The following is an 11,998-nucleotide window of genomic DNA, read 5'->3' as shown; positions in this document are numbered from 1 at the left end:
GTACCATTCTCAATCATTATTTTAGTTTTTGCCAAACTAAGCGAATCTAAATGTATAAACGGATTTGAAACTGCTTTTACATTAACAAAACACATTAAACTGAACACTACAGAAATAGTTATTTTTTTCATTTTAAAATTTTATGATTTTAATAATGGCTCTAAAACAGTCCAAACATTTTTTGCTAGTATTTTTTGACCTTCAACCGTTGGATGAATACCATCAGCCTGATTTAACTCAGCAATTCCACCTACATCTTTTAATAAAAAAGGAATTAAGTAAAGCTTATTTTTTGTAGCTAATTCAGGAAATATAGTTTTAAACTCTGTAGTATAATCTTCTCCCATATTTGGAGGTAATTGCATTCCGGCCAATATTATTTTAGTTTCCGAATTTTTTTCTAACACAGCATCTATAATGGCTTGTAAATTTTTTCTTGTTTCTGATAAAGGAACGCCACGCAATCCATCATTTGCTCCTAATTCTAAAATAAAAATATCTATTTTTTGATTTAGCACCCAATTTATTCTGTTTTTTCCGCCGGCCGAAGTTTCACCACTTAATCCAGAATTTATAACAGTATATTCTAATTTAAGTGAGTCTATTTTAGTTTGAATAATGGCAGGAAACGCATCATTTACATCATCTAAACCATAACCTGCAGTTAAACTATCGCCAAAAACCAAAATAGTTTTAGTACTGCTATTTTCAGTTTCAACGGTCGCTTTTTCGGTTGTTGCTTCTTGTTTAGAAACATCTGATTTACAAGAAAGTACAATTAACACTAATGAAAAATAACAAAATTTTAAGAAAATCTTTATTCCAATAGTATTCATATTTAAAACCAAATGTTTATTTTTCAAATTCATCATAATTTAGATAGATCATATATTAAATAAGTACTATGACAAAGATATTAAAGATTCATGAACTAGAGAAAACTTATACTAGCGGTTCCAAAAAACTTACTGTACTGTCTAATATTTCTTTTGAAGTAGAAAAGGGTAGTACCTTTTCAATTGTTGGTCCTTCTGGAAGCGGTAAAACTACATTGCTTGGCTTATGTGCAGGTTTAGATTATCCAAGTAGCGGTACAATTGAATTATGCGGAAGTAATTTAGAAATTTTAAATGAAGACGAACGTGCTCAATTACGAAATAAAGAAGTAGGATTTATTTTTCAAAATTTTCAATTATTACCAACATTAACAGCTTTAGAAAACGTAATTGTTCCTTTAGAATTGCAAGGAGATAAAAATGCCGCAAAGGTTGGAATGGAATTATTACAAAAAGTAGGTTTGGCCGATCGTTTTCACCATTATCCATCGCAATTATCTGGTGGTGAGCAACAACGTGTTGCTTTAGCTAGAGCATTTTCTAACAAACCAAGTATTTTATTTGCCGATGAACCTACGGGAAATTTAGATGAAGAAACTGGTGAAAAAGTAATTCAATTACTATTGCAATTAAACAAAGATGCCGGAACAACTTTAGTTATAATAACCCACGATTTAGATTTAGCCAATAGAACGCAACAAATACTGCGTTTAAAAGGAGGTAAAATTATGTCCAATGAAAAAACAATTGCAGGTTAATGAGCAATTTATCTTCAAAAACCTCCGTACAATGGCTGTTTAAAATGGCTTGGCGAGATGGAAAAGCAAGCCTTTCCAGATTAATGTTGTTTATGGCATCTATTATATTAGGAATTGCTGCAGTTGTATCTATTCAACTATTTAGTGAAAATTTAAAACAAAATATTAAAAATCAGAGCAAAGCTTTAATGGGCGCTGATTTTATAATAGATAGCAAACAACTTCCATCAAAAAAGGTTCAAGCAATTATAGATTCTTTAAATGTATTAGCTTCTGAAGTTAATTTTGTTTCTATGGCTGCATTTCCAAAAAATGATGGCACAAAACTAGTTAAAGTACGCGCCATAGAAGGAAATTTTCCATTTTATGGTAGTTTAGATACAGAACCAATTAGTGCTGCTAAAGACTATCAACAATTAGGATCCGCTTTGGTAGATGCTACGTTAATGTTGCAATACAATTTAAAAATAGGAGATTCTATTAAATTAGGAAAACTTACATTTCCAATCTCCGGAATTTTAAAATCTATTCCGGGTAGTACAGCTTTTTCTTCGTCAGTCGCCCCAACTGTTTTAATTCCTTTTAAATTTATTGATGATACTGAATTATTACAGCAAGGTAGTAGAAAAGAATATCAATACTTTTTTAAAGCACCTTCAACTATGGATTTGGAGGAATTAGATAAAAAAATAGATCCTATTTTAGATAATGAAAATGCTGATTTAGATACACATACTAGCACAAGTGAACGCTTGGGTAGAAGGTACGATAACGTAAGTAAGTTTTTAAATTTGGCTGCTTTTATTGCACTTTTACTTGGTTGCATTGGCATTGCCAGCTCTGTACATATTTATATTAAAGAAAAATTAAAAAATGTGGCAGTACTAAAATGTATTGGAGCCACCAGAAAACAAACATTTTTAATTTATTTATTGCAAGTAGTTGGTATTGGGTTTATTGGAGGAGTTTTAGGCGCTACTATTGGTATTGCATTGCAATATGCATTTCCATATTTTTTTCAAGAGTTTTTACCATTTGATGTACAAATCTCTATTACGCTACAACCATTGGTAATGGGAATATCTTTAGGAGTTTTAATGTCGGTATTATTTGCTTTGTTACCCTTGTTAGGTACTTGGTATGTTTCTCCGTTAGAAGTTTTAAGAGGTACCGATGAAAACATAGTAAAACCAAGAAAAGCACGGCTTTTAACTTTAACAGCTATTTTAGTTTTTATATTTCTATTTTCATTTTGGTTACTTAAAGATGCTTTATTTGGCTTGATATTTATGGTTGGTATTTTAATTACTTTTTCCATAATGGCTGGTGTGGCAAGTGTTTTTATGAATGCCATTAAAAAATACTTTCCAACCAATTGGGGATTTACTAGCCGTCAGAGTTTATTAAATTTATTTCGGCCAAATAATCAAACAATGGTGTTAATTTTAGCTATTGGCTTAGGTACTTTTTTAATAAGTACGTTGTATTTTACCAAAGATATTTTACTTGCAAAAACAGCTATTGAAAATAATTCTGAGAATGCCAATGTTATTTTAATGGATGTTCAAAACAATCAAAAAGAAGCTGTTATAAATACGGTTATTCCAAAAGGGTTAAAAATTATAGATAACATTCCAATTGTAACTATGCGATTGCATCAAATTAAAGATGCTTTGGTAAATGATATTAGAAAAGATTCAACTTCAACAATGAATCAATGGATTTTAAACCACGAATTTAGAGTTACTTACAGAGATTCCTTATTAGAATCGGAAGAAATTATTGAAGGAACTTGGTCATCAACAGTAGAGTCAAATAAACCAATTTTAATTTCAATATCCGACAATATTGCCAGAGATGCTGCTTTAGAAATTGGAGATCAATTAATTTTTAATGTTCAAGGAGTTTTAATGAAAACTACTGTAGGAAGTATTAGAAAAGTAGATTGGGGACGAATGCAATTGAATTTTTCGGTATTATTTCCAACAGGTGTTTTAGAAAATGCACCTCAGTTTAACGTTTTAACTACATATGTGCCAAATGAAGAAAGTTCTGCTGACTTACAAAGAGATTTAGTTAAAAAATTTCCAAATATTTCCGTGCTAGATTTACAACAAGTTTACACCATAATTGAAGATATATTAAATAAAATTTCTTGGATTATTAATTTTATGGCTTTCTTTAGTATTTTAACTGGAGTTATTGTTTTAATTGGATCGGTTAGAAACAGTAAATATCAACGAATTAAAGAAAGCGTATTGTTAAGAACCTTAGGTGCAAAAAGTAAACATATTTTACAAATTACAGCCTTAGAATATATGTATTTAGGAATTATTGGTAGTTTAGTTGGAATAGTATTATCACTTATCAGTAGTCAATTATTAGCGGTTTTTTTATTTAAAGAACCGTTTATTCCTTCCTTAATTCCGTTTTTAGTTTTTTTACCAGGAATTACGTTGTTGGTATTAATTATAGGCTTAAGCAATATTAGAAGCGTACTAAAAAGTCCACCATTAGAAGTTTTAAGAAGAGAAGGTTAATTTGGGATTTATAATAGATTTTTTATTAAAATGTATAACGCTGTTCTTTTGTGGAAGAAGCATTTAACAATTGGTTAAATGTTCTTATGGTATTAAAATCACGCGTAATTTCATCAGAAACTGCAATTCCAGAAACACCTGTTTTTAAAATAGCTTCAACATCATTTGTTGTAATATTTCCAAATCCAATAATAGGTGTATTTGTTTTTAACGCTTCCATAATTAACGTATAACCATTTAATCCTAAAGGAATTAAATTACTTTTTTCAGATACTAATTTAAAAGGACTTAAATATATATAATCTACATTTTTACCAATTAATACTTGGCAATCTTGTATGGTATTTGCAGTTCCACCAATCATTTGCCAGGTAAATAAATGTTTTCTGGAAATAGTAGGGCAGACATCTGTTTTTCCTAAATGTACGCCATCTGCTTTAATGGTTTTTGCTATTTTGTAATCATCGTTAATAATTAATCTGGTTTGAAAATGAGCCGTAATTTCTCTAGCTTCTTCAGCACATTTTAAAAATTTTTTATCAGAAATGTTTTTTAAACGTAATTGCACTAATTCTGCTCCAGATGTACAAACTTTTTGAATGTTCTCTAAATGCTCTTTTGGCGTATTTCCTTGAGATATATAATGTAGTTTAGGTATCATTAAATAGGTGTAATAAAATGTGAATTAGTATTTTTTTAAACAGAAACAAGCATAGAACGCTCCATAAAATTAGACTCAAATCGTTTTAAAATTGGATGCATTTTTTCTGCATAAATAACAAACTGACATTTATCTATACTTTGAGTAATTGTCATAAGTGATTCTGTATAAGCAGTTTTTTGAGCTAAAAATTCTGCATCGTCTATACTAAATATCTTTAATTGAGAAGAATTTATACCGTTTAATAAAAATAACTCCCTCATTGTTTTAGGAGTAGAAATAAGAATATCAATTCCTTCAAATATTTCAGATTTTAACGTATCAATATGAACTTTTTCATCTCCAAAATAAACACGTAATGATGTATGTTTTGTAAAGGTTAAAAAGGTATTATATAATTCCGATGCTCTTTCATTATTTTCTACTAAAACCATAGCTCTTGGAACATTTCCAACTTCTTCACATTTTAATTTTTGTAAAGTTGTAAGTATTAAAGTTGTTGTTTTTCCACTATCTTTTGAAGCCAAACAATATACATTAGATCCGCTTTTTATTACAGGAATACTAGCAATTTGAAAAGGAGTAGGAGTTGTAATTTCTAGAGATTCTAACTTTTCTTTTATATTGGAATGTAATTTTTTAAAAGGCATTGAATTAACAGTTTTACTATTTTTTATTAAAGGTGCAAAGGTACAATTAAATTAACGGAAATTTATTTGTGTTAAAAACTATTGTTTTGTTAGAGTGAAAAAGGAGGGAAGTATACTATTTTAAAGGAAAAACAACCTTAAAAAAGATTGCTTTTAATTGCAACAACTACTAACTTTACAGCTAATTTTACTTTAAAAAAAAACATTAAAAAACTAAATTTTTGCACTACAAAATTAAATAATAATGAACAATTTTGATAAAATACATTCCGTAAAAAACAAGTTTACTAAAAGCAATCCTAATTTATTAAAAGCCATGTTTGGTACTACAGATGTAATTCCACTATGGATTGCTGATATGGATTTTGAAGTTGCAAAACCAATACAAAAAGCCTTACAAGAATTGGTTTCACGTAATATATATTCGTATGAATTTGATACGGATAGTGTTTTTAAAGTTATTTCTGATTGGAATTTTAAACGTCACCAATTAAAATTAAACCCAAAATCATTTATACAAGTACTTGGAGTGTTAACAGGAATAGGTGTTTTAATTAGAGAATTAACTGAAAAAGGTGATAATATAATGGTACAAACGCCTGTATATCATCAATTTTTTAAAATTATAGAATCTGCTGGGAGAAAAGTAGTTTGCAATAAATTAAAAGTTGTAAACGGTCATTATAAAATGGATTTTGAAGCTGTAAAAAATCAAATTAAAACATTAAATATTAAAGTAATTTTACTTTGCAACCCACACAATCCAGTTGGTAGAGTATGGACTAAAAAAGAATTACAAGAGTTAGTTGATATTGCAAACGAACATAATGTTACTATTATTAGTGATGAAATTCATTCGGAAATTGTATACTCAAAATCAAAATTTAACAGTATAACTTCCTTAATAAATAGTGAAAATCATATTACAGTTATTGGATCTCCGGCAAAAACATTTGGCTTGCAAAGTATTTCTAATGGATATTTATATATTCCAAATAAAGAAATGCATGAAAAAGTTAAAAGTACGGTAGAATCTTTGTATATAAATCACGGAACTATACTTACTACAAACGCAACAATAGCAGCATATTCAGAAGGAGAGGAGTGGTTAAAGGATTTATTGGTTTACCTTGAAAATACAGTTAATTGGATAGTTAATTTTCTTGAAAAAGAATTACCAGAAGTTACCATGTGTAAACCCGAAGGCACTTACCAAATTTGGTTAGATTTTAGTAAGTTAAATTTATCGGAAACAGCTCTAAAATATTTAATTATGAAACAAGCAAAATTAGGTTTAGCTCCTGGAGATTGGTTTAAAGCAAGTGGACCGCAATTTATGAGAATGAATATAGCAACCCCATTAGCAAAAATTCAACAAAGTTTTTATCAATTAAAAGAAGCTATTGATAGTGGTTTAGATAGTGCTTTTAATGAAGCTGAAAACAGTAATAATTTTAAGCCTTTTTAGTTTTTTATATAATTTAAAAAATTACCAAGCCTCTACAATTAATGCTGGGCTATCTATTGAATATAAATTTTGATTGAAATTTCCGTATAAATTACAATTAATAAAACCTGCATTTTTTAGTAAAACCGAAAGTTCCTTTTTTAAAATTGGTACTAATAAAATACTGTTTTCAATTATTTGTTGGGTAGATTTTACCGTTAACCGTGTATTAAACTCAATTTTATTTTCAGATTTTTGATAATGATAATTTCGTTCAAAAATAATTTCATCGTTTTCAATAAGTGGTAATTGCTTTATATTTTGCGAAAGAATTTTATCATAATTTACTATTTGTAGCAATAATTTCCCGTCTTTTTTAAGAACTCTTTTTGATTGCTTTAAAAAATCAGCTATTTCATCTAAAGAATTTAAATGAACTAAAGTATTTCCAAAACATACAATTCCGTCAATAGTATTTTTACCTATAAAAGAGTTTAACTCAAGCATACTATTTTGTTGAAAATGAGCAGGTTTTAATTTCTCTTTATTTTCTTTTAAAGCTGTTTTTATCATTTCTGCATCCATATCAATTCCAAGTACGCTGTTATAATATTTAATTAACTCAAAAGAAAGCGTTCCAATACCACAGCCAATATCAATAAGTTTAGCGTAATTTTCAGGTATTTTTGATTTGATAAAATCTATTTGTTGAATATTGATTTTAAAAATATGATGATAATACATTGCTATTTGCTGGTAAAAACTCATAATAGATAGTTATTTAAAATTTAAAGATACCTTTTACATTTTTTAAAAACTACTATTAATTTTTATATTACAATTTCACTTTTTTCTTGAACAACTAAAAAGCCCCAATCAGCAATTGATTGAATAACAGGTATTAATGTTTTACCTAAATCTGTTAGCGAATACTCAACTTTTAAAGGTGGTTTTGAAGCATATACCTTTCTTTTAATTATTCCATCTTCTTCCAAAGTCTTTAATTGCAGGCTTAAAGTTCTTTCAGTAACAGAAGGCATTTCTTTTCTCAATTCGTTATATCTAAGGGTTCCATCAATCAAATGATATAATATAACTGTCTTCCATTTTCCCCCAATAACACCCATAGTTAAACTTGCACAACATGGGTACTCTTTCCCATTAAATTTATACATAACAAAACTGTTAAAAATTATAATATTCTTATATTCCGAAGGGCAAAGATATACTACTATATTTAATTATACAACTATACTTTTTATAGTAAAATAATAATTATTTATATAGCTGTATTACAGGTTTTTAAATATTTTTTTTTATACTATCATTTTTGACCGTTATTGTGTAATTGAATTACTATACATACTTTTGTCACTATAAAAATGATAGTTAAATAAATTGAATAGAAATTATGAATACACCAAACATAGCAAGAGAAGACATTTTAAACGCATTTCAATTTAGACATGCGACTAAAGAATTTGATGCTTCAAAAACAATTTCCAATGAGGATATTAATTTTATCCTTAAAACAGCTAATTTATCTCCAAGTTCGTTCGGTTTTGAACCTTGGCATTTTATTGTAGTTCAAAATAAAGAATTACGCGAATTATTAAAGCCAGTTGCTTGGGGAGCTCCTTTAAAATTAGATACTGCAAGTCATTTTGTTTTAGGGTTAAGTATGAAGGCTCCAATGGTAAAACATAATTCAGAGTACATTATGCATATGATGAAAGATGTAAAACAATTTCCAGCAGATGTGATTGAGGTGTATTCTAAATTTTATAGAGAATTTCAAGAACGTGATTTTAATTTAGATACAGATAAAAAATTATTCGATTGGTCATCAAAACAAACCTATATAACATTAGGAAATATGATGACTTCTGCGGCATTAATAGGTATTGATAGCTGTCCAATTGAAGGGTTTCATCAAGAAAAAGCAGAGGAGTTGTTAAAAGAAAAATTTGGTGTAGATACCAATAAATATGGTTTATCTTTTATGGTTGCTTTTGGATACAGAAAAACAGATCCTGAATTTGGGAAATCAAGAAGAAACTTTGAAGATATTGTTACTTTTATGTAATTTAAAAAATTTTTTAAATATTATAACAAATGCTAAATATCCTAAAGAAATACAAAGTGTTTCGGATATTTAGCATAATTTGTAATTATAACAATCATATAAAATTAGAACTTTATAAGATGTAATTACTTTTAACATAATTAATCACGTGCATTTTTATTTGATAAATAGGAGTTCTCGAATCTCCTAAAGTCGATTTGTCTAACGATATAGACCTAAAGGCACTATATCTACAATTATGTTTAAATAGTTTGAAATACAGCTATACAGCAATTCGCCAGCGCGCCATCATTCTTAATTATTGCTTCAGCCACTGGCTAAACCAACAATATAAAATGTATTATAATTTACATTATGTTAAATAGAATATTTAATTAATCAAAAATCATATGCTTCCTTCCTTTTTAATAATAATAGTCGTCATACTCCTTTTGTTATGTACAATGGTTGTTTTTATATCTTCTACTAGTTTAGTATTTTCTATTTCTAAAATTAATTGCAATACTTCTTTAGTTAATAAAAACCTCGTTGAACCATCAGGTAATTTGTAATTTCCATGAGAAACATACTCTACATCATTTTTAATTCCAAAATTTGAAGCCATTCTTATAAATAAACTTCCGTTAGGTTTTAAAACTCTAAGCAATTCGCTATACATTTTTAAAAATTCATTTTCATCTTTGGCAAAATGTAATACAGCATTACAAATTATATGATTAAACGTATTAGCATTAAAAGGAATTTTATCTATAGTACATTGGATAAAATTATCTTTTTGCTTAGGATACAATTCTTTACAATTATTTAAAGCTTCACTTTCAATATCAACTCCAAATACTTTAATATCAGTATTGTAAAACCACTTTAAATTTCTTCCGGATCCACATCCTGCATCTAATATTATATCTTCTTTTTGGTAGCTACCTTTTAAAATTTGATCTAAAATATAAATATCAATCTTATCTATATTTTCTTTTAATGTTTTCAAATTCATAAAACTGTTTTTAGAGTCTGCAAATTACAAAAATTGATAGCATAATTTTTTTAACCCTTCAATTATAGTTTTCAAATTCAACAATTACTGTACATTTGCCAAAATGTTAAAAAAAATACCATCTCAATTTGAATTTATTGCCTTAATGGCTTCTTTAATGTCTATTGTAGCCTTGGCAATAGATGCTTTACTACCTGCATTAAATTTTATTGGTTTTTCTATTGGAACTACTCAATCTGCTGATCATCAACTTTTAATAACAATGATTTTTTTAGGTTTAGGTATTGGACCTTTATTATTTGGACCTATTTCTGATACTTTTGGACGTAAACCTATTGTATATTTAGGATTTACTATTTTTATACTAGCCAGTTTTATTTGTGTTCATGCTACAAATTTAGAAGTTATGATAGCAGGAAGAATTCTTCAGGGAATTGGACTTTCTGCTCCAAGAACTATAAGCATTGCTATGGTTAGAGATACTTTTAGCGGCGATTATATGGCTCGAATTATGTCGTTTATAACCGTTGTTTTCCTTTTAGTTCCTATTGTTGCACCTGCTATGGGACAATTTGTTTTAAACCATTATAATTGGCAAGCTATATTTTATATTCAACTGATATTTAGTATATTAATATCTTTTTGGTTTTGGAAACGACAACCAGAAACCCTTGCAAAAGAACATAGGGTAAAATTTTCAAAATATGTTTTTGTAAATGGTTTAAAAGAAATTTATAAATCTAAAGAAACCATTGGATTTACCATAATTTCAGGGTTTATTACAGGGTCTTTTATGGTTTATTTAAGTACTTCACAACATGTTTTTCAAGAACAATACAATTTGCAAAATGAGTTTCCATACATTTTTGCTGGTTTAGCTGTTGCTATTGGAACTTCTACTTTTTTAAACGGAACACTTGTTTTAAAATTTGGGATGGAAAAATTAGTAACAATTGCGCTTTTTACCTTTTTTAGTGTATCTTTTTTATATGTACTATTATTTTTTGGTTCCACAAATCCACCAATTACATTTTTATTGATTTTCTTCTTTCTTCAATTTATTTCAATCGGATTTTTATTTGGAAATTTAAGAGCATTGGCAATGCAACCAATTGGACATATTGCTGGAATTGGAGCTGCAATTACAGGTTTTATTTCTACTATGATGGCGGTTCCAATTAGTACATTTATTGGAAAATATACTGCAAACACTGCACTCCCACTTTTTATCGGATTTACAATTTGTAGTTTTTTATCTATACTAATACTCAGTTATTTAAAAATACTTAAAAGAAGAAAAATGAAATATTCTGCTATAAAAAAATAGCATAACCACTACTCTATTTATAGCAAATTTTGTAAATTTAAAATACAATTAATTTTATTTTAAAATGAAAAAGTCCTTTAACGAAATAATAAATCAAAAAGTACCAGTATTGGTTGATTTTTATGCAGATTGGTGTGGTCCTTGTAAAAATATGGCGCCTATTTTAAAACAATTAAAATCGGAATTAAAAGATGGTGTGAGTATTATAAAAATAAATGTAGATACCAATCAAACATTAGCTGCAAAATACCAAGTTCAAGGAGTACCAACCTTTATGGTTTTTAAAAATGGACAGCAAACTTGGCGACAATCTGGAATGCAAACCGTAAGTCAGTTAAAACAAGCTATTTTATAAAATTTACAAAGATTCAGAATCGTAAATTTGTACTTTATCCCATAAATTAGAGCATTCGGCTATAAATAATTTATGTGCTGAATCTATTTGATAGTTATTATGCTCCTCTAAATTCTTAAAATTAATTGTTAAACAATACGTATAACTTGTATCTACAACAGCACGATTTATACTTGAAGGAATGCCAAAATACGCATTTTTTGTAAATTTAGAAGTACTTAAAAGTGTTCGCATAGAATTCTCAAAAATAGCTCTACTTTTTTCATCTAAAGGATTTTTCAACCAAAAAAACACCATGTGTTGAATGCTTTTTTCTGATTTATTTTCTGCACGTATCATAATTA

At 28.0% G+C, this 11,998-nt stretch carries 13 protein-coding genes; 6 read left to right on the top strand and 7 right to left on the bottom strand.

Annotated elements, in window-relative coordinates:
- Nucleotides 1-140: 140 nt before the first annotated feature.
- Nucleotides 141-872 (bottom strand): arylesterase, encoded by a 732-nt coding sequence (locus ABY298_RS01505; RefSeq protein WP_372744217.1) that lies wholly within the window; start codon nt 870-872, stop codon nt 141-143.
- Nucleotides 873-904: 32 nt separating this feature from the next.
- Here ABY298_RS01505 and ABY298_RS01500 point away from each other — a divergent pair, with 32 nt between their 5' ends.
- Nucleotides 905-1,594, top strand: a complete 690-nt coding sequence (locus ABY298_RS01500; protein WP_372744216.1) for an ABC transporter ATP-binding protein — start codon at nt 905-907, stop codon at nt 1,592-1,594.
- A gap of 44 nt (nt 1,595-1,638) precedes the next feature.
- Nucleotides 1,639-4,134 (top strand): ABC transporter permease, encoded by a 2,496-nt coding sequence (locus tag ABY298_RS01495; protein ID WP_372744219.1) that lies wholly within the window; start codon nt 1,639-1,641, stop codon nt 4,132-4,134.
- A 25-nt stretch (nt 4,135-4,159) separates the two neighbouring features.
- Here the strand turns inward: ABY298_RS01495 and ABY298_RS01490 are convergent, their stop codons facing one another.
- Entirely contained in the window at nt 4,160-4,795 is a 636-nt protein-coding gene (locus tag ABY298_RS01490; RefSeq protein WP_372744215.1) for a thiamine phosphate synthase, read from the bottom strand.
- A gap of 35 nt (nt 4,796-4,830) precedes the next feature.
- Nucleotides 4,831-5,445 carry a DEAD/DEAH box helicase gene (locus tag ABY298_RS01485; RefSeq protein WP_372744214.1) on the bottom strand — a complete coding sequence of 205 codons (615 nt, stop codon included), beginning with the start codon at nt 5,443-5,445 and terminating at the stop codon, nt 4,831-4,833.
- Between the two features lie 244 nt (nt 5,446-5,689).
- On the opposite strand from ABY298_RS01485, the gene ABY298_RS01480 reads away from it, so the two are divergent.
- Nucleotides 5,690-6,913, top strand: coding sequence for a MalY/PatB family protein (locus ABY298_RS01480; RefSeq protein ID WP_372744213.1), 1,224 nt, complete (start codon nt 5,690-5,692; stop codon nt 6,911-6,913).
- 21 nt (nt 6,914-6,934) lie between these two features.
- Here the strand turns inward: ABY298_RS01480 and ABY298_RS01475 are convergent, their stop codons facing one another.
- On the bottom strand, nt 6,935-7,660 hold the full coding sequence (locus ABY298_RS01475) for a class I SAM-dependent methyltransferase (protein WP_372744212.1): 726 nt from the start codon (nt 7,658-7,660) through the stop codon (nt 6,935-6,937).
- Nucleotides 7,661-7,722: 62 nt separating this feature from the next.
- On the bottom strand, nt 7,723-8,067 hold the full coding sequence (locus tag ABY298_RS01470) for a winged helix-turn-helix transcriptional regulator (protein WP_372744211.1): 345 nt from the start codon (nt 8,065-8,067) through the stop codon (nt 7,723-7,725).
- A gap of 236 nt (nt 8,068-8,303) precedes the next feature.
- Between ABY298_RS01470 and ABY298_RS01465 the strand changes: the two genes are divergently transcribed.
- A complete protein-coding gene (locus tag ABY298_RS01465) occupies nt 8,304-8,978 on the top strand; it encodes an NAD(P)H-dependent oxidoreductase (RefSeq protein WP_372744210.1) in 675 nt (224 codons plus the stop codon).
- A 385-nt stretch (nt 8,979-9,363) separates the two neighbouring features.
- Here ABY298_RS01465 and ABY298_RS01460 read toward each other — a convergent pair whose 3' ends face one another.
- Nucleotides 9,364-9,972, bottom strand: a complete 609-nt coding sequence (locus tag ABY298_RS01460) for a class I SAM-dependent methyltransferase (RefSeq protein WP_372744209.1) — start codon at nt 9,970-9,972, stop codon at nt 9,364-9,366.
- A gap of 103 nt (nt 9,973-10,075) precedes the next feature.
- Here ABY298_RS01460 and ABY298_RS01455 point away from each other — a divergent pair, with 103 nt between their 5' ends.
- Both ABY298_RS01455 and trxA read left to right on the top strand, forming a co-directional pair.
- Complete coding sequence (locus ABY298_RS01455; protein ID WP_372744208.1) at nt 10,076-11,299, top strand: multidrug effflux MFS transporter; 1,224 nt, start codon at nt 10,076-10,078, stop codon at nt 11,297-11,299.
- A gap of 64 nt (nt 11,300-11,363) precedes the next feature.
- Nucleotides 11,364-11,654, top strand: coding sequence for a thioredoxin (gene trxA, locus ABY298_RS01450; RefSeq protein ID WP_372744207.1), 291 nt, complete (start codon nt 11,364-11,366; stop codon nt 11,652-11,654).
- Between the two features lie 3 nt (nt 11,655-11,657).
- On the opposite strand, the gene ABY298_RS01445 is transcribed toward trxA, so the two are convergent.
- Nucleotides 11,658-11,993: a Dabb family protein gene (locus ABY298_RS01445; protein WP_372744206.1), complete on the bottom strand. Its 336-nt coding sequence runs from the start codon at nt 11,991-11,993 to the stop codon at nt 11,658-11,660.
- Between the last annotated feature and the right edge of the window lie 5 nt (nt 11,994-11,998).

The sequence above is a fragment of the Lutibacter sp. genome (genome assembly GCF_041596795.1).
Classification (GTDB): domain Bacteria; phylum Bacteroidota; class Bacteroidia; order Flavobacteriales; family Flavobacteriaceae; genus Lutibacter.
Note: the sequence above shows the minus strand (reverse complement) of the source record. Positions and strands in the feature narration are given on the sequence as shown.

Coding starts and splice junctions, on each gene's coding strand:
- ABY298_RS01505 (WP_372744217.1), bottom strand. CDS start 872: ATGATGAATTTGAAAAATAAACATTTGGTTTTAAATATGAATACTATT.
- ABY298_RS01500 (WP_372744216.1), top strand. CDS start 905: ATGACAAAGATATTAAAGATTCATGAACTAGAGAAAACTTATACTAGC.
- ABY298_RS01495 (WP_372744219.1), top strand. CDS start 1,639: ATGGCTTGGCGAGATGGAAAAGCAAGCCTTTCCAGATTAATGTTGTTT.
- ABY298_RS01490 (WP_372744215.1), bottom strand. CDS start 4,795: ATGATACCTAAACTACATTATATATCTCAAGGAAATACGCCAAAAGAG.
- ABY298_RS01485 (WP_372744214.1), bottom strand. CDS start 5,445: ATGCCTTTTAAAAAATTACATTCCAATATAAAAGAAAAGTTAGAATCT.
- ABY298_RS01480 (WP_372744213.1), top strand. CDS start 5,690: ATGAACAATTTTGATAAAATACATTCCGTAAAAAACAAGTTTACTAAA.
- ABY298_RS01475 (WP_372744212.1), bottom strand. CDS start 7,660: ATGAGTTTTTACCAGCAAATAGCAATGTATTATCATCATATTTTTAAA.
- ABY298_RS01470 (WP_372744211.1), bottom strand. CDS start 8,067: ATGTATAAATTTAATGGGAAAGAGTACCCATGTTGTGCAAGTTTAACT.
- ABY298_RS01465 (WP_372744210.1), top strand. CDS start 8,304: ATGAATACACCAAACATAGCAAGAGAAGACATTTTAAACGCATTTCAA.
- ABY298_RS01460 (WP_372744209.1), bottom strand. CDS start 9,972: ATGAATTTGAAAACATTAAAAGAAAATATAGATAAGATTGATATTTAT.
- ABY298_RS01455 (WP_372744208.1), top strand. CDS start 10,076: ATGTTAAAAAAAATACCATCTCAATTTGAATTTATTGCCTTAATGGCT.
- trxA (WP_372744207.1), top strand. CDS start 11,364: ATGAAAAAGTCCTTTAACGAAATAATAAATCAAAAAGTACCAGTATTG.
- ABY298_RS01445 (WP_372744206.1), bottom strand. CDS start 11,993: ATGATACGTGCAGAAAATAAATCAGAAAAAAGCATTCAACACATGGTG.